Consider the following 17,567-nt stretch of genomic DNA (forward strand, 5'->3'; position numbering starts at 1 on the left):
GAGAATCTGTGGCTAAAATTCATGTGCTTGATGAACATATTGCCAACCAGATTGCGGCGGGTGAGGTGGTTGAACGGCCTGCATCTGTCGTAAAGGAACTGCTGGAGAATGCAGTGGATGCAGGGGCCACCAAGATTGAAGTGGCAGTGGAGGAAGGCGGTCTGCTTCGCATCCGGGTAAAGGATAACGGCTCAGGCATAGAGCCGGATGATCTGGAGACAGCTTTCTACCGCCATGCGACCAGTAAAATAACCCACGGACGTGACCTGTTTCAGATCACAAGTCTCGGGTTCCGCGGAGAGGCGCTGCCAAGTATTGCAGCCGTCTCCAAGGTGGAAGTGCTGACCGCTAGTGGAGACGACGGGCGGGGACGACGAATCGTGATTGAAGGCGGCAAGCTCTGCACTCACGAGGATGCTGCATCACCACAAGGAACGGAGTTTGTGGTTAAGGAGTTATTTTACAATACGCCTGCAAGACTAAAGTATATGAAAACCATTCAGACCGAGCTGGGACACATCTCGGATGTGTTATATCGGATGGCGATGTCGCATCCGTATATTTCGTTCACTCTTCGGCACAATGAGAATACGTTACTGCAAACGCTGGGTAATGGTGATCTGTTACAAGTGGTTGCGGCGATCTATGGTACGAGTGCGGCTAAAGCGATGCTGCCTATTGAGGGCGAAAATCTGGATTACAAGATCAGCGGTCTGATCAGTCTGCCGGAATGGACACGTGCGAATCGTGCGGGGATGTCAACGATTGTGAACGGACGATATATTCGCAACTATGGATTAAATCAGGCGATTCTGAAAGCCTATCACACGTTGCTCCCTATTAATCGTTTTCCGCTCGTGGTACTGCAGTTGGAAATGCATCCTTCACTCGTGGACGTGAACGTTCACCCGGCGAAGCTGGAGGTTCGCTTTAGCAAAGAGGCGGAACTATACGAGTTTGTGGAAACCACGTTGCGTGGGATTTTAAGACAAGAGGTATTGATTCCGCAAGTAAGGAAACAGCAAATTAGACGTGGAGATGACAGTTCATTTATCCAAGAACAATTTTTGTTCCCTCGTGGACCCGTGAAAGAGCAGGAAGTAAGTGAAGGATATGGCCAACAAGGACCGCTTGGTAAACCGGTTTTAGAAGATGATCATTCCGACCTGGATGCGCCAGCGGAAATTGAATCAGGAGCAGGAATAGCTACAGTAACAGGAGTCGGCGCAGGAAATGGCTCAGAACCAGCATTACAGCAAAGTTCTTCCGATTTCTCGCAATCGGCTCCTTTGCCCGAAGCACCACCGGAATCTACTCCAGCGTACGGTTCGCTCGATCTCTTGAACGGAGCCCAGTTTGATCAAAGGAATGATTCTGAGCAGGAGAGTAAGGGGGAGTTTCAAGGTGTAGACTCTCCTGTACCTTCAGATGCCCATATAACTGAATATCAACGTGAGAATCCAGGCCAACATTCTCGGAACAATGTGGGTGAAAGTGCAGATGTGCGTGCCGACAAAGTAGCTGCTACGAGCACATCTGAAACCCCAGCGGCTACCGGGATCCAAACCGAAGCGTATCGTGCGCCATCTTACGGCGCTCCAGTAAGGGAAAGCCGTACGCCATACACATCGGCAGGTCAAAAAGGAGAGCGTAGCTGGAAAAAAGCATCGATACCTGATCCGGTCAAACTGTCGGCTGCAATGCACGCAGATCCTTCTATGCCTGCGTTCCCTGAACTTAGTCTGATTGGTCAGCATCACGGAACGTACTTGATCGCACAAAACGATGAAGGGTTATATTTGATCGACCAGCATGCGGCGCATGAACGGGTAAATTACGAGTACTATTACGAACAGTTTGGCAATCCGGCTCAGGCCTCACAGGAGCTGCTACTGCCGATTACCCTTGAATTCACACCTTCCGAGACAGAAAAGCTAAAAGCAAGACTCGCCTGGTTTGAACAAGCGGGGGTATATCTGGAGCATTTCGGCGGCCAAACCTTCCGTGTGCGTTCTCATCCTTACTGGTTCCCTAAAGGGGACGAAAAAGACATTATCGAGGAAATGTCGGAATGGGTGCTCAGTGAACGAAGTATTGATGTGGCTAAAATGCGTGAAGCCGCATCGATTATGTGCTCCTGCAAAGCTTCCATCAAAGCGAATCAAAAGCTTACCGACCGGGAAGCTGAAGTGTTGATTCAGCGTCTGGGTTCATGCCGGCAGCCATATACGTGTCCGCATGGGCGACCGATTGTGATTTCGTTTTCAACATATGATCTGGAAAAATTATTTAAACGAGTGATGTAGTTTTATAGGGGGATATTATGTATATAACGACGGGTGACAAGGAGGCGGCTTCTCTGGTAGAACGTGCGCGCGCATTGGCCGCTAAGACTGGAGGCACCTATGTAGCACGCAACAGAACATCTCTGCCCAAATTGCTTGAGCAGTATAAGGTTCAGGAGATTCTGGTGGTGCTGAAAGGGAGAGCGCGATTGTTCCGGAAAGATGCATCCGAGCTTGAATTTCACCCGAGTATGGGATTTGTACGTGCCAAACGTGTGTTACGGGGAGAATCTGATCCGATGCTGGAAGCAGGTGCTGTTCGCGAAGGAGATACGGTTGTGGATTGTACCGCAGGGCTTGGCTCGGATTCACTCGTTTTTGCGGTGGCGACAGGTGTTCGAGGGCATGTGATTGCCTGTGAAAGCTCCGCGCCACTCTATACACTTTTACTTGATGGCATGTCCCATTATGAGAGCAACGAACCATCCATAGACGAGGCGTTCCGGCGCATTGAACTGCGAAATCAGGATCATCTGGAACTGCTTCGTTCATTGCCTGACCATAGCTGTGATACGGTTTATTTTGATCCGATGTTTCGTGAACCGATGATGGATTCGAGTGCAATCAAGCCTTTACGGGACTATGCCAATGCCCGTGCATTAGCCGAAGAGAGTATTAAAGAGGCGAAGAGAGTCGCACGCAAGCGAGTGGTCATGAAAGAAAAACGCGGCAGCGCAGAGTTTGAAAGGCTTGGATTCCAGGTGCTGGATCGGGCGAATGCAAAAACCTTGTACGGAGTGATTAATGTTGAAACCAGAAGTTGAAAAAAAACCAAAGCTACTGGTGCTGGTTGGACCGACAGCTGTAGGCAAAACAAGATTGAGCATTGAGCTGGCACAGGCTTTTAACTGTGAAATCATATCGGGAGATTCCATGCAGGTTTATCGTGAGATGGATATCGGAACGGCGAAAATAACGACGGAAGAAATGAAGGGCATTCCCCATCATCTGATTGACATTCATGAGCCGGAGTATCCGTATTCCGTAGCGGAGTTTCAGGAAAGCTGCACACGTTTGATTCCTGAAATTCATGCACGGGGTAAACTGCCCTTTATCGTGGGTGGCACGGGTTTGTACGTGGAATCGGTTTGTTATGGCTTTCAATTTTCGGACAGTGGCTCAGATGAAGCTTTCAGGGAAGAGCAGTTCAGTTATGCTCAGCAGCATGGGGCACAGGCACTTCATGATCGGCTCAGGGAAGTTGATCCAGCCAGTGCGGATCGTCTTCATGCGAATGACCAACGGCGAATTGTGCGTGCGCTCGAAATTTTCCATCTTACAGGAGAGAAATGGTCAGAGCAGCTGGCTGTTCAGAAAAAAGAGTCTCCGTACGATCTACTCATCATCGGTTTGACGATGGATCGCCAGAAGTTATATGCACGAGTCGAAGAGCGAATCGATCTGATGATCGAGCAAGGGCTGGTCGATGAGGTAAAAGCGTTGCTGGAACGCGGAGTCGCGCGAGGTCATATTTCTATGCAGGGCTTGGGATACAAGGAGATTGCTGCATATTTGCAAGGTGAAGTTAGCTGGGATGCTGCGGTAGAGTGGCTTAAAAGGGATACACGCCGCTTTGCGAAACGTCAGTTGTCCTGGTTCCGTCATATGAAAGATATTCACTGGGTGGACATGACGGACACCGGGAATTTTGAAGGCCAGTTTAAGCAAATAAATGATTTGATTACACATACATGGAAATAAACTTAGTCAGGCAAGACCTCTACTTTTCGATGAAAAGCTGGAGGTTTTTTTATTTTTGATTAGGTATGCTACCCATATATGAAAAAGGGTTCTATCAATATGATTCAAATCGTTGATTTCAGGATAAGATTAAAGTGATCATTCTTCGGAAATCTGAGGTTTTGAGATCGAAGGTAGGGGGAACTGATCTGCTATTCAGTCTGCTACGTAACGTTCTCATAGAGCAAATGGTCGTTCCTGTGTGGAACCATTTACTAGTAGTGTGATATTACTTAACACGGTATAACGCATTAAAACTTGTTTAGTGAAGCCTTGTTATACGGTTATTACGTGAAATTTGTTCCTCTTTTGCAAATCTGTAAGGCAGTGTATAATGGATAAGTCTACTAATTTTATAGCCTCTCCTCTGGGAGATGTGAAAAAGGGACAAGGGGTTTTTGTGGATTATATGAAACTGTTCATGATATAATAGCACGAAAGCTACTCAGCGATATTGAATAATACTTACACTACGAATTCAAATGAACCAATGGGGGTACGGCTAATGAACAAGTCCATCAACATCCAAGATACGTTCTTGAACCAACTGCGGAAAGAAAACATTCCGGCTACGGTCTATCTGACCAATGGCTTCCAAATCCGCGGGACGATCAAGGCATTTGACAATTTTACGATCGTCATTGACAGCGACGGACGCCAGCAAATGGTCTACAAGCATGCCATCTCCACGTTCACGCCGCAACGCAGCGTATCGCTGATGCAGCAAGACAACGGCGGCGAAGCTTAAAAAATCCGAAACCTTTTCACAAACCATTTCGTCTACAAGTATAGGTATTGAAACAGAGCAACCTAATAAGGGTTGTTCTTTTCATTCCGGGCAAAATAGGTTTAATATAAGCTTGTGCTCGCCAGAGAAATAGAAAACATGCAACTGAAAGGGAGTCAGGAGGTAACATGCCAAACGATCCGTTATCGAGGTCTAATAATCGCAACACCAATAACAAGTCAAACCAAAAAGCGAAACCTAAGACCTCTAAAAAGAAAAAAATTACGGGGAAACGCGTTGGATGGACTTTGTTTTTCACCATGGCAGTCGCCATATTCTGTGCGCTAGGCGGATATTTGTTTATTTTGATTAGTGGTGAACGCCTGCTTACAGCCAACATGGATAAAACAACAATCAATGAAACGTCAAAGGTTTATGATCGCAACAATAATATTATGGGCGAGCTGTCCATCAAAAAGCTGGAGCCTGTGGAATCCGATGATATTCCGAAATTGGTCAAAGAAGCCTTTGTTGCTACAGAGGATAAACGATTCTATGAGCACCAAGGTGTAGATATCTGGTCCATTGGTCGTGCAGCCGTCAAAGATATCATGGCACGTTCCATGGTAGAGGGCGGTAGTACGCTGACCCAGCAATTGGCCAAAAATATGTTCCTGTCGCGTGATAAGACGTTTTTCCGAAAAGCAACCGAAGTATCGATCGCGATGGCGCTCGAACGTAAATTTTCCAAAGATGAGATTTTGACGATGTACCTGAACCGGATTTTCTTTGGCCATCAGCGTTATGGAATCAAGGCTGCATCGGAGTTTTATTTTGGAAAGAGTAACCTGAACGACCTTAAGCTGTGGCAGATCGCTACACTGGCTGCTATGCCTAAAGGGCCATCTGCATACAATCCGCTGAGTAATCCAAATGATTCGAAAACGCGTCGGGGCGTAGTATTGCAATTAATGTATGAGCAAGGTTACATCACCGAGGCGGAGATGAACGAAGCGAAGGCCGTGGTTTATAAATATACGCCGCCTGAGAAAGACAGAAAGTATCAAGCCTTTATTGACTATGTGCTCCGTGAAGCAGAGCGTGTAACGGGCATGACGGAAGACGATCTCAATATTGGCGGTTTCAAAATCTATACAACGATGGATGCGCAGGCTCAAACAGCAGTGGAGAATGCTTTCTCGGATGACAGTTTGTTTGAGGCAAGCAAGGATGATCAACAGGTTCAAGGTTCGATGGTGATTATGAATCATGAAAATGGCAGTCTTGTTGCCTTGTTAGGCGGACGTGATTATCAGACCAAAGGATATAGTCGTGTAACGCAAAGTCGGAGACAGCCAGGGTCAGCGTTTAAACCAATTGTATCTTACGCTCCTGCTCTGGAGACAGGAAAATACAGTGCGAACTCGCCGCTGAGCAATGAGAAGCAGTGTTTCGGCAATTATTGTCCGGGCAACCTGCATGGCTACTCTTCTACGATCAGCATGACCGATGCCATAACAAAATCGGAAAATATACCTGCTGTATGGTTACTGGATAAGATCGGGGTAAATACGGGAGTTAATTTTGCGAAAAGTGTAGGCATTCAGCTGACGGACCAAGACAAAAACCTGGCAATCGCTCTGGGTGGTCTTAGCAAAGGTACGAATACACTGGAGATGGCTCAAGCTTACAGCTCCTTTGCTAACCTTGGTGAGTATCAGCAAGCCTACTCCATAAAAAGTATTGTGGATAGTAGCGAGAAAACCATTTACAAACATGATAAATCAGAAACCAAACGTGTGATGAGTGAACAGAACGCATATCAACTTACGCAGATGTTGCAAAACGTAGTAAATGACGGTACCGGACGCTCCGCTCGTCTGGATCGGCCAGTAGCCGGTAAAACGGGAACTGTGCAAAGTGGTATTGCTGGCAACAGTTCGAACCGTGACGTATGGTTTGTCGGGTACACTCCTGAGTGGACTGGTGCTGTCTGGATGGGTTATGACAATCCGGATGCAAAACATATGCTTAAGAACAGCAGTAAGCTGTCTGCAGCGTTCTTCGCCAAAGTCATGGGAGATGCATTAAAAGGTGTCCCTGTGAAAGAGTTCAAAACGCCAGCTGGCGGTCAGGCACCTCCTCCCGTGGAGCAACCACAGCAACCGACATTATCAGTGAGCGGTTTGAATGGATCCTATGATCCATCTACTCAGACCGTTTCACTTAGCTGGACTGGAACTGGTGATGCGAATACGCAGTATCGTGTCTACCGGAAGGAGACATCGGAAGCTCAGTTTACTCATCTGATTGATGCTGTTGGCTCAACAAGTGCGCAGGATTTAAGTGCATTACCTGGGCTAACCTATGAGTATTATGTAACGGCTTATGATACGGCTTCCGCACAGGAAACTAGCCCATCCAATACCATTTCGCTTATGATCGAAGCTCAGGAGATTAATCCGCAACAACCTGATCCAGGTACAGATCCTGAAACAGGTACAGATCCTGAAGTGCCAGGTACGGATAATCCGGACAATGGTGCGGGCGATAATGGTAACCCGAATGGTAACAATGGTAATGGAAGCGAGAATGGCAACAATGGTAATGGGAATAACGGAAACAACGGAAATGGTAATGGCAACAATGGTAACAATGGTGGATCGGGTCCTGGCAATGGTCAACCGGAAGGTGGTGGTACTCCGCCAGGACAAGGAACGACTGATCCTGGAAGTGACGGCTCAAGTGATGGTGGAGTGAGTACACCGGGTCAAGTCGTTACACCACCAGACAGTGGAACCAGTGGAGACGATGGAGGAACAGAAGTTCCTTCTACCCCTCAATCAGGTTCAGGAGGATAAGATTCCTATTTAACAATAGTCTAAATGTGTTCACAAAACTGCTTCCCGGTTCGCCGGTGAAGCAGTTTTTGTTTTGTATGAACAAAAGGAAGGTTACAATTCGATATCCAAGATCATGTGAACCATGAATAGCAACATAACAAGCTTAGTTTTGAGTGTATCCTTTAAATATGGTAAGCTGTAGCTATTCGTAATACGTTGTATAGAGCAGATTCATAGCACTTGTTCTCTAGTAGACGTATAAATGTTCACCAATCCAAAATGCAGATCATAGATCTGCAGTCGGCAAAGAGGGGTTCGTATGAAACGGAAATTCGGGGATCGCGCAAACTGGCGCCGGATTACGAACCGACAATTTACATGCCGGTTCGTTCAGTCCAAAATTTTCACAGGTTACATTACGCTGTACACCATACAGGATTTAAAAGAACCCTTGTGGAAGACGTATGGAGGTACAACCTTCTGTATTGCTGACAAGGGATACTCCTGGCTACAGTACTATCCGAAGGGAGAACACTTTGTTGTTACAGCCATGTTTGATGATCAGCAGCAAATTGTAGAGTGGTACATCGATACTTGCCGTAGCCAGGGAATTACCGATCAGGGTGTTCCTTGGTTTGATGACCTCTACTTGGACGTTGTTGTGCTGAAGGACGGAGAGATCTTTTTGCTGGATGAGGATGAGCTTGAGGATGCCTTGTCACGGAAACATATTACAACCGGAGATTATGATCTCGCGAACAAAACGGCGAAGGAGCTGCTCCATGCCATTGATGCTCATGTGTTCCCATACTTTCAGTTATCACTGAAGCACAGACAAACGTTATTTGAGAATGGGGAGTTTCGCAAAAACATCCAGGTCTAAAACGAATTTTTCTGACCAGAACTTTTCTTGTACATCCTTCTAATATCTGGACACCTGATAGAATACATTAATAATCAGGAGAGATCAGCCCGATAAAATAGAGGTGATGGCGAATGAACGGACGGGTCATGGCTGCAGGAGGGCAACCGGGAGGCAGACCATCCAGGCAAATTAATGTGGTACTACGTAACCAGGAACCTCAAATACTCGCTAAAGATGAAGCACTCTCGGTACAAGCGGCTAAAAGTTTAACAAAACATGCGCATTTTCAGGAGATTCAGGGTGAACTTGAGCAACTGGTGGGACTCGAAAATATCAAAGATTTGGTGTTCGAAATTTATGCATTTCTTCAGATTGCGCAGATGCGCTCCGAGGCAGGTCTGCTAAGTGGTGCACACGTGTATCATATGATCTTTAAAGGCAACCCCGGAACGGGCAAAACCACGGTAGCCAGAATCGTAGCCAAAATGTTTCAGAAGATGGGCGTGCTGAACAAAGGACATCTTATTGAAGTGGAACGTGCTGACCTTGTGGGGGAATATATTGGTCATACGGCTCAGAAGACCAGAGATTTGGTTAAGAAAGCCCTTGGAGGCATTTTGTTTATCGATGAGGCGTACAGTCTGGCTCGCGGCGGGGAGAAAGATTTTGGCAAGGAAGCGATCGATACACTTGTAAAATCAATGGAGGACCATAAAAACCAGTTTATTCTGATCTTGGCGGGATACTCGGAAGAAATTGATTTTTTTCTACAAACGAATCCAGGTTTACCTTCTCGCTTTCCGATTCAGGTTGAATTTCCAGACTATACGATTGACCAGTTGATCCAAATCTCTGAGATTATGGCCAAAGAGCGTGATTATATTTTGATGCCTCAGACCATACTCAAGTTAAAGCAACATCTTCTTCAGGAGAAGAATGATTCGTTGCACGCGTTCAGTAACGCCAGGTATGTAAGGAATGCAATCGAGAGATCAATCCGGCATCAGGCTGTTCGTTTGCTGGAGCAGTACTCGGATGGAAGTCCGGGTAAGCTGGAGCTCATGACTATTCGTACAGAAGATTTGAAGTTTGAACGAAAGTAAGCGATAATAACCTTTTAACAGAGCCGGCCGGGCTAACCGGTTCGGCTTTAACCATGCCACGGGCATTTCGTGGTTTAATGTATTTATACGGAGCAGGGGAGTTGGTATATATATGACAATGGGCACGCACGATACAGATACAACCAAAAAAGACCGCGCAATATTGGTCAGTCTGGTTACCGATGAAGTGAAGCGTTCAGGCATTAATCATGAGTATTCATTACAGGAACTTGTGAAGCTGGCTGAAACCGCAGGCGTTGAAGTTCTCAGTGTATTAACCCAGAACCGGGAAACAAGGGACACGAAATGGTTCATTGGTAAAGGTAAAGTGGAAGAACTGCGTTTGGTTGCAGACGAGCTGGGAGCAACGACAGCTATTTTTGATCAGGAGTTGTCTGGCGCTCAGGTTCGAAATCTGGAAGAGGCTTTGGATCTGAAAATTATTGACCGTACACAGCTTATTTTGGATATCTTTGCGCAACGTGCCAGTACACGGGAAGGGATCATTCAGGTAGAACTGGCGCAACATAGCTACTTGTTGCCGCGTTTATCGGGGCATGGTAAAAACTTGTCACGACTTGGGGGCGGCATCGGGACAAGAGGCCCAGGTGAGAGCAAGCTGGAGACAGACCGTCGTCACATCCGGGGACGGATCGATGATCTAAAGCGTCACCTCGAGGAAGTCACACGTCATCGTAAACTGCACAGAGAGCGTCGTAAAAAAACTGGGATTATTCAAGTTGCTTTAGTAGGTTACACAAATGCAGGTAAATCAACATTGTTGAAGCAGTTAACCGCAGCGGATGTATATATTCAGGATCAACTTTTTGCTACGCTCGATCCAACATCACGTACAATGGAGCTACCGAGTGGTAAAGAAATTGTACTGACGGATACCGTTGGTTTTATTCAAAATTTACCTCACGATTTGGTTGCGGCTTTCCGCGCGACATTGGAAGAAGTGAATGAGGCTGATCTGATTTTACATGTTGTAGACGCTTCATCCGAAATGCGTGACGATCAGATGAGCACAGTTCATACCATTTTGCAGCAACTTGGTGCAGGGGACAAGCCTCAGCTTGTTCTGTATAACAAAAAAGATGCCTGCACGCCGGAACAACTACAGATGCTTCCTTTGGATAAAAAGCATATTAAAATAAGTGCACTTGATGAATCAGATTTGATCAAGGTTCGTGAACTGATTCAAGCGGAACTGACAGGCGATACGAAGCGATTCCGTATTCCGGCGGAACGTGGGGATCTGACATCTGTACTCTATAAAATCGGAGACGTTGTAGGAACGGAATATGATGAGAACGATGTTATCTATCAAGTCGAGCTGCAAAAAGGTGAATATGAGAAGTTTGCATATTTACTCGAAGATTTCATTGAACTGTAATATTCATGACATATTAATGTGATAAGTTGACACGAGAATTGATTCGAATGCGTCAGTTTCGTGCTATAAAAGGGGAATGAAGCAAGATGGCAAGGTTTGATTCAACTATTCTAGAACTTCAACATCAGGTGGAACGTCAGATCGAGGGACAACTTCATCAGGTTGATCGTATTGTAGATCACAATCAATGGAAAGTTATCGATGCCTTTCAGCGCAGAAAAGTAAGTGATTATCATTTTGCGGGCTCAACGGGGTATGCCTATAACGACCGTGGACGTGAGGTGCTTGATGAGGTGTATGCGGATGTGTTTGGTGCAGAAACTGCACTGGTGCGTCCTCATTTTGCCTCAGGAACACACACGATAAGTACGGCCCTGTTCGGCGTATTGCGGCCAGGAGACAATCTGTTGTACATCACAGGTAAGCCCTATGACACATTACATAAAGTGATCGGCAAGCCTGGGGATGGAACAGGGTCTCTCCGTGATTTTGGGGTTGGCTATGCTGAAACTGAACTCACAAACGCAGGGCAAGTGGATTGGGGAGCGGTGGAAAAGTCTATTACGCCAGCAACGAAGGTTATAGGCATTCAGCGCTCACGCGGTTACGACTGGCGTTCTTCGTTTACAATTGAGGAGATTGCAGATATGGTGGCACGTGTTAAATCGTTGAAACCAGACGTTATCGTGTTTGTGGATAATTGTTACGGCGAATTTACTGAAGAACGCGAACCTACGGAAGTAGGTGTGGACTTGATGGCAGGTTCGTTGATTAAAAATCCTGGTGGTGGGTTAGCAGAAACCGGAGGATACATATGTGGTAAAGAGAAGTATGTACAACTGGCAGCGTATCGCTTGACTGCACCTGGTATTGGGGGTGAGGTGGGTGCTATGCTGGGGACAACACGAGGCATCTACCAAGGACTTTACATGGCTCCGACCATTGTTGGTCAAGCGATTAAAGGAAGTATTTTTGCTGCGGCGATGTTTGCTGCATCCGGATTTGTAACGAAGCCTGCGTGGGATGAGCCGCGTACCGACCTGATTCAGGCGGTGCAATTCAGCTCTGCGGAGCATCTAATTGCTTTTGTGCAAGGCATTCAGCAGGCAGCAGCTGTTGATAGCCATGTTGTGCCTGAGCCTTGGGATATGCCTGGATATGAGCATCCTGTCATTATGGCGGCAGGTACGTTTATCCAAGGAGGAAGCTTGGAGTTATCCGCCGACGCACCGATTCGAGAGCCTTTTATCGGTTATATGCAAGGTGGGTTGACTTACTCTCATGTTAAATATGGCGTTTTGATGGCATTACAAGCGATGAAAGATCGTAAATTATTGTGAGTTTATCTAACATGTCATTGACACTTTGTAACAACTAAATGTACAATAGGGTCAAGAATAGATGACTGGAAGGTTGATGAACATGGGCGACGAGATTCGCAGAAATATGGCCTTATTCCCGATCGGTATCGTAATGAAACTTACCGACCTGTCCGCGAGACAGATTCGTTATTATGAGCAGCATAGTCTCATTGTTCCTGCAAGAACTTCAGGGAATCAGCGTTTGTTTTCCTTTAACGATGTTGAGAGATTGCTAGAGATTAAAGCTCTGATTGAAAAAGGAGTTAACATTGCTGGCATCAAGCAAGTGATGAATCCTGTCTCAAAAGAGTCTGAAGAGGCAACGGTGATTACGCCAGATACGGAAGTTAAACGTAGAGAGCTGTCCGATACGCAACTGCACCGCTTGCTGAAGCAACAGCTGGTGTCAGGCAAAAGACCAGGCCAAGTATCTCTCATCCAAGGTGAACTTTCTCGTTTTTTTAATAAAAAATAATCGGTTCACCTAACGAGGCGGGTAAGGTAAATTTCAAACTTCTGATGTCAGACTCCTTGACCCGTGGAACATTCTAATGTACAAATATAACATGCAAGCCAAATACGCAGATAAGAAAGGGAGAGGAATCATGAGTTATACAAAAGAAGACATTCTCCGCATCTCCAAAGAAGAAAACGTACGATTCGTTCGATTGCAATTCACCGACTTGCTGGGAGCGATTAAAAACGTTGAGATTCCTGTAAGCCAGTTAACGAAGGCTTTGGATAACAAAATGATGTTTGATGGTTCTTCCATTGAAGGTTATGTTCGTATCGAAGAATCCGACATGTACCTCTATCCGGATCTTGACTCTTGGCTTATTTTCCCATGGGTATCCGATAATCGCGTCGCGCGTTTGATCTGTGACGTATATCTGCCAGACGGCAACCCATTCCCAGGTGATCCACGTGGCATCTTGAAGCGAAACCTGAAGGAAGCCGAAGAAATGGGATTCACTTCCTTTAACGTTGGTCCTGAACCAGAATTCTTCTTGTTCAAAACGGATGAAAAAGGAAATCCAACAAACGAACTGAATGACCAAGGTGGATATTTCGACCTTGCACCAACAGATCTTGGTGAAAACTGTCGTCGTGATATCGTTATTACACTTGAAGAAATGGGCTTTGAAATCGAAGCTTCTCACCACGAGGTAGCTCCTGGTCAGCATGAGATCGACTTCAAATATGCGGATGCATTGAAAGCGGCAGACCAGATCCAAACCTTCAAACTCGTTGTTAAAACGATTGCACGTCAGCATGGATTACATGCTACGTTTATGCCAAAACCATTGTTCGGTATGAACGGTTCCGGTATGCACTGTAACCAATCCTTGTTCCGTGGCAATGAGAACGCATTTGTTGACGAGTCGGACGAACTGGGCCTGAGCAAAACTGCACGTCACTTCATGGCTGGAACGCTGAAGCATGCACGTGCGTTTGCAGCAATCACGAACCCGACTGTGAACTCATACAAACGTCTTGTGCCAGGTTACGAAGCACCATGTTACGTAGCATGGTCTGCAAGTAACCGTAGCCCAATGATCCGTATTCCAGCTTCACGTGGTCTGAGTACTCGTGTTGAGGTTCGTAACCCGGACCCAGCTGCTAACCCTTACCTCGCTTTGGCTGTTTTATTGAAAGCAGGTCTGGACGGAATCAAACGTGAGCTTTCCTTACCAGCTCCGATCGACCGTAACATCTACATCATGTCAGAAGAAGAGCGTGTGGAAGAAGGCATTCCTAGCTTGCCAGCTGACCTGAAAGAAGCATTGAACGAATTGATCCGCAGCGAAGTCATCTGTGATGCTCTCGGCGACCACGCCCTGGCTCACTTCTACGAGCTGAAAGAAATTGAGTGGGATATGTACAGAACACAAGTCCACCAATGGGAACGCGATCAATATATCACGTTGTACTAATCCCCGAATCCCTTGCGCCACCTGGCGTGAGGGGTTTTTCTTTTTGGGGATAAATAATTTCTGGATGAACTAAAAGGTGAGTGCCCACAAAATGCCCGCATCCAATAAGATGCAGGAAAAATGCAAGAATAGCGCTCCTCATGGGAGCGCTATTCTTGCATTTAATTTACTCTATTGAGGGCTTTCTAGCAGTAGCTACTCTATTTTAATAAACTCGACACAGGGGCATTAAAATAACCCCATTTTGTTTGTTTTGTTCGTTAATAGCTTACATGAAACTTAAAAAGGATGATATAACTACCATGGTTTGCACTTACAACTGTGAGCCCAGGTCGAATAGGAGTCACCAAAAAATCAGGGCCAATATCACAAGCGCCATCACTATAGATTACATCATAAGTATAGCCACTATACCACTGACCAGGTTGGCCTACTTTTGAGTATCTTACATATTTCTGTGTTGCCTGAATCGTAATACTTTGTGAAGTTAATGAATCTTGAGAAGAAGGTGAAAGCGGCAGCAAATGATGTTGGAACAGCGACGATTGCCACAATAACAGTTAAAGCTCCAAGTGAATACATTTTCTTTTTCATACAAATACCTCCTAATATTTGTAATGAATTGGTAAAACTTTACTCTTTAAAACTACCATATTATTAAATGTAAAATAATATAATTTGTCACATTGTTTACTATATTTATCCTCAGATCACATCCAAACATATATGAAGATAAAATAAGAAAGTCCAAAAATTTATATTTGTGCAAAGTAAATAGTTATATTATTGTGAAATCTCTAAATGAAAACTAAACTCAAATAAGAACATGGAGAGTCAGAAATATGATAAATTCTATGTCTGAAAAATTCATAAAAGAGTCAAGAACATACAAGCAATCGCTGAAAAAATAAAGAAGTATGCGTCATGCTTTCCACTTATTTTGTCTTTTGACATCTGTCTTGTTTCAAAACTATGTTGATAGTTTCATATATAAAAGATATAATTAATTTGATTTTGGACAATATAATTTTTATAAATTAATTGGAGATGATATTTTTGGAACACCAAGCGAAACAACTTGTGACTACACAACGTACGTTTTTTAATACAGGACAGACTAAACAAGTGGAGTATCGGATTCAGGCTTTGCAAAACTTGAAAGAAGGGATCGAGAAGTACCAGCAACGTATTCTGGATGCGCTTCGTGCTGATCTCAATAAATCAGAGGCTGAAGGATATGGCTCGGAGATTCGCATTGTATTGGGTGAATTGGATTACACGCTGGAACATCTGCGTGAATGGGCTACACCACGTAACGTTCCAACGAGCTCTGCAATGCCAGACGCGGCTAGTACGATTTACCCTGAGCCTTATGGAGTTGCTCTGATTATTGCGCCTTGGAATTATCCGTTCCAACTGGCGTTTGGGCCGCTAATCGGTGCAATTGCTGCAGGGAACTGTGCTGTGATCAAACCTTCTGAGCTTACACCAGCGACGTCTCGTTTAATTAACGATCTTATCCAGGACATATACCCTGAGGAGTACATTGCTGTTATGGAAGGAGAGGTTGAAACGAGTACAGCACTGCTTAATGAGAAATTCGATTATATTTTCTTTACAGGCAGTACGGGGGTCGGTCGTATTGTCATGAAAGCTGCAGCAGAGCACTTAACTCCAGTGACGTTAGAGTTAGGCGGTAAAAGTCCAGCCATTGTGCATCGGGATGCTGATCTGAAACTGGCAGCACAACGTCTTGTGCGCGGTAAATTTCTGAATGCAGGGCAAACCTGTGTTGCACCGGACTATTTAGTAGTAGATGAACAGGTACATGATCAACTCATCGAGGAAATCAGAGCCGAGGTTCGCGATAAATTTGGGGATGATGTGATGCAAAATAAGGATTTTCCTCATATCGTTAACACACGTAACTTTGATCGTTTGAATGCTTTCCTTACGAATGGCAAAACTTTAATGGGAGGGCGTTCGAATCGGGATCAGCTTATGATTGAACCGACTGTTCTTGGCGATATCGATTGGGATTCACCAGTAATGCAGGAAGAGATCTTTGGACCTATTCTGCCCGTATTTACGTATCGTGATTTGAATCCAATGCTCGATGAAATCGCTCGGCGGCCTAAACCACTCGCTTTGTATTTATTTACTGAAAATGAAGCTGTACAGGAGCAGGTATTAAATCAGGTTTCTTTTGGTGGAGGCTGTATTAATGAGACTCTATCTCACATGACCTCGCATTATTTGCCATTTGGGGGTGTGGGAGAGAGCGGTATGGGTTCTTACCATGGACAACAGAGTTTTGAAGTATTCTCGCATCACAAAAGCATTCTTAAACGCACTAAATAATCTCTTGTTCAGCGCATGCACTTATTAGAGTAGTTGGTTAGTAAATGATATGCCCCAATTATTAGAGTAAAAGAAAGAGGTTGTCCTGTTGATCAGGGCAACCTCTTTCGTATTCTATCGGGTAGAACGTATTAGCAATTTAATAAACCAATATGCATTAATGAATATCGCGGAAAAGACCAATGACCTTGCCTAGAATACTAACGTGTTTCAACCGCAACGGTTCTAATGTAGCATTTTCCGGTTGAAGGCGAATGTGATCCTTTTCCTTATAAAAAGTCTTCACTGTTGCTTCATCGTCCTCAGTCATGGCAACGACAATGTCACCATTATCAGCGGTTTGTTGCTGACGAACGATTACATAGTCTCCATTAACAATACCGGCTTCAATCATACTGTCCCCAACAACGGAAAGCATAAATACTTTCTGTTCTCCTACATAATGTGTAGGAAGTGGGAAGTAGTCTTCAATATTTTCTGTTGCCGTAATCGGCACACCAGCTGTTACTTTACCCACGACCGGAATTCGTGCAACGCTGTGGGCGAACTGATGAGAATGCTCAGACTCTTCCTGGCTTAACAATTCAATCGCTCTTGGTTTGGTTGGGTCACGTCTGATTAACCCTTTCTTCTCCAAACGATCCAAATGTCCATGCACTGTGGAACTGGAAGCCAGTCCAACGGCTTCGCCAATTTCTCTTACGGAAGGAGGATACCCCTTCAAACGGACTTCATTTCGTATAAACTCCAGGATAGCCTGTTGCCTGCTGGATATCTTCGACATACCGTATCAACCCCATTTTAGTAACGTTTGGGAAAATTATAACATAGAACCTCCGTTCGTACAAACATAAGTTCTAAAGAAATCATATTATTTCTACTTTTTTCG

Annotated in this window: 14 protein-coding genes; 12 read left to right on the plus strand and 2 right to left on the minus strand. The window is 45.1% G+C overall.

From position 1 onward, the window contains the following. Nucleotides 1-8 precede the first annotated feature (8 nt). The 11 genes from mutL to glnA all read left to right on the plus strand — a co-directional run bounded on the left by mutL (nucleotide 9) and on the right by glnA (nucleotide 14,317). Nucleotides 9-2,306 (plus strand): DNA mismatch repair endonuclease MutL, encoded by a 2,298-nt coding sequence (mutL, locus tag H7T88_RS16430; protein ID WP_221789376.1) that lies wholly within the window; start codon nucleotides 9-11, stop codon nucleotides 2,304-2,306. A 17-nt stretch (nucleotides 2,307-2,323) separates the two neighbouring features. Next, a complete protein-coding gene (locus H7T88_RS16435; RefSeq protein WP_221789377.1) occupies nucleotides 2,324-3,109 on the plus strand; it encodes a class I SAM-dependent methyltransferase in 786 nt (261 codons plus the stop codon). Continuing rightward, the gene (gene miaA, locus H7T88_RS16440; RefSeq protein ID WP_154890487.1) at nucleotides 3,090-4,046 is read left to right on the plus strand and encodes a tRNA (adenosine(37)-N6)-dimethylallyltransferase MiaA; all 957 of its coding nucleotides are present in this window, start codon (nucleotides 3,090-3,092) and stop codon (nucleotides 4,044-4,046) included. The genes H7T88_RS16435 and miaA overlap by 20 nt, the downstream gene beginning before the upstream one ends. A gap of 544 nt (nucleotides 4,047-4,590) precedes the next feature. Further along, nucleotides 4,591-4,833: an RNA chaperone Hfq gene (hfq, locus tag H7T88_RS16445; RefSeq protein WP_090916826.1), complete on the plus strand. Its 243-nt coding sequence runs from the start codon at nucleotides 4,591-4,593 to the stop codon at nucleotides 4,831-4,833. Between the two features lie 167 nt (nucleotides 4,834-5,000). Then, on the plus strand, nucleotides 5,001-7,673 hold the full coding sequence (locus H7T88_RS16450; protein WP_221789378.1) for a transglycosylase domain-containing protein: 2,673 nt from the start codon (nucleotides 5,001-5,003) through the stop codon (nucleotides 7,671-7,673). Nucleotides 7,674-7,974: 301 nt separating this feature from the next. Then, nucleotides 7,975-8,538, plus strand: a complete 564-nt coding sequence (locus H7T88_RS16455) for a ribonuclease FAU-1 family protein (RefSeq protein WP_090916821.1) — start codon at nucleotides 7,975-7,977, stop codon at nucleotides 8,536-8,538. Nucleotides 8,539-8,651: 113 nt separating this feature from the next. Further along, nucleotides 8,652-9,623, plus strand: a complete 972-nt coding sequence (locus H7T88_RS16460; RefSeq protein ID WP_090916819.1) for an AAA family ATPase — start codon at nucleotides 8,652-8,654, stop codon at nucleotides 9,621-9,623. Nucleotides 9,624-9,735: 112 nt separating this feature from the next. Further along, on the plus strand, nucleotides 9,736-11,022 hold the full coding sequence (gene hflX, locus H7T88_RS16465) for a GTPase HflX (protein ID WP_154890484.1): 1,287 nt from the start codon (nucleotides 9,736-9,738) through the stop codon (nucleotides 11,020-11,022). Nucleotides 11,023-11,108: 86 nt separating this feature from the next. Continuing rightward, nucleotides 11,109-12,362: a methionine gamma-lyase family protein gene (locus tag H7T88_RS16470; RefSeq protein ID WP_090916816.1), complete on the plus strand. Its 1,254-nt coding sequence runs from the start codon at nucleotides 11,109-11,111 to the stop codon at nucleotides 12,360-12,362. Nucleotides 12,363-12,444: 82 nt separating this feature from the next. Further along, complete coding sequence (locus tag H7T88_RS16475) at nucleotides 12,445-12,858, plus strand: MerR family transcriptional regulator (RefSeq protein ID WP_056689944.1); 414 nt, start codon at nucleotides 12,445-12,447, stop codon at nucleotides 12,856-12,858. Between the two features lie 130 nt (nucleotides 12,859-12,988). After that, the gene (gene glnA / locus H7T88_RS16480) at nucleotides 12,989-14,317 is read left to right on the plus strand and encodes a type I glutamate--ammonia ligase (protein WP_090916813.1); all 1,329 of its coding nucleotides are present in this window, start codon (nucleotides 12,989-12,991) and stop codon (nucleotides 14,315-14,317) included. 408 nt (nucleotides 14,318-14,725) lie between these two features. On the opposite strand, the gene H7T88_RS16485 is transcribed toward glnA, so the two are convergent. Continuing rightward, a complete protein-coding gene (locus H7T88_RS16485; protein ID WP_221789379.1) occupies nucleotides 14,726-14,911 on the minus strand; it encodes a hypothetical protein in 186 nt (61 codons plus the stop codon). A 462-nt stretch (nucleotides 14,912-15,373) separates the two neighbouring features. Between H7T88_RS16485 and H7T88_RS16490 the strand changes: the two genes are divergently transcribed. Further along, nucleotides 15,374-16,678, plus strand: coding sequence for an aldehyde dehydrogenase (locus H7T88_RS16490; protein ID WP_260510961.1), 1,305 nt, complete (start codon nucleotides 15,374-15,376; stop codon nucleotides 16,676-16,678). A 157-nt stretch (nucleotides 16,679-16,835) separates the two neighbouring features. Here H7T88_RS16490 and lexA read toward each other — a convergent pair whose 3' ends face one another. Next, nucleotides 16,836-17,462, minus strand: a complete 627-nt coding sequence (gene lexA, locus H7T88_RS16495) for a transcriptional repressor LexA (RefSeq protein ID WP_090916776.1) — start codon at nucleotides 17,460-17,462, stop codon at nucleotides 16,836-16,838. Nucleotides 17,463-17,567: the final 105 nt, after the last annotated feature.

The organism is Paenibacillus cucumis (ex Kampfer et al. 2016) (assembly GCF_019748695.1).
In the GTDB taxonomy this organism is placed as follows: domain Bacteria; phylum Bacillota; class Bacilli; order Paenibacillales; family Paenibacillaceae; genus Paenibacillus; species Paenibacillus polysaccharolyticus.

Coding starts and splice junctions, on each gene's coding strand:
- H7T88_RS16435 (WP_221789377.1), top strand. CDS start 2,324: ATGTATATAACGACGGGTGACAAGGAGGCGGCTTCTCTGGTAGAACGT.
- miaA (WP_154890487.1), top strand. CDS start 3,090: ATGTTGAAACCAGAAGTTGAAAAAAAACCAAAGCTACTGGTGCTGGTT.
- hfq (WP_090916826.1), top strand. CDS start 4,591: ATGAACAAGTCCATCAACATCCAAGATACGTTCTTGAACCAACTGCGG.
- H7T88_RS16450 (WP_221789378.1), top strand. CDS start 5,001: ATGCCAAACGATCCGTTATCGAGGTCTAATAATCGCAACACCAATAAC.
- H7T88_RS16455 (WP_090916821.1), top strand. CDS start 7,975: ATGAAACGGAAATTCGGGGATCGCGCAAACTGGCGCCGGATTACGAAC.
- H7T88_RS16460 (WP_090916819.1), top strand. CDS start 8,652: ATGAACGGACGGGTCATGGCTGCAGGAGGGCAACCGGGAGGCAGACCA.
- hflX (WP_154890484.1), top strand. CDS start 9,736: ATGACAATGGGCACGCACGATACAGATACAACCAAAAAAGACCGCGCA.
- H7T88_RS16470 (WP_090916816.1), top strand. CDS start 11,109: ATGGCAAGGTTTGATTCAACTATTCTAGAACTTCAACATCAGGTGGAA.
- H7T88_RS16475 (WP_056689944.1), top strand. CDS start 12,445: ATGGGCGACGAGATTCGCAGAAATATGGCCTTATTCCCGATCGGTATC.
- glnA (WP_090916813.1), top strand. CDS start 12,989: ATGAGTTATACAAAAGAAGACATTCTCCGCATCTCCAAAGAAGAAAAC.
- H7T88_RS16485 (WP_221789379.1), bottom strand. CDS start 14,911: ATGAAAAAGAAAATGTATTCACTTGGAGCTTTAACTGTTATTGTGGCA.
- lexA (WP_090916776.1), bottom strand. CDS start 17,462: ATGTCGAAGATATCCAGCAGGCAACAGGCTATCCTGGAGTTTATACGA.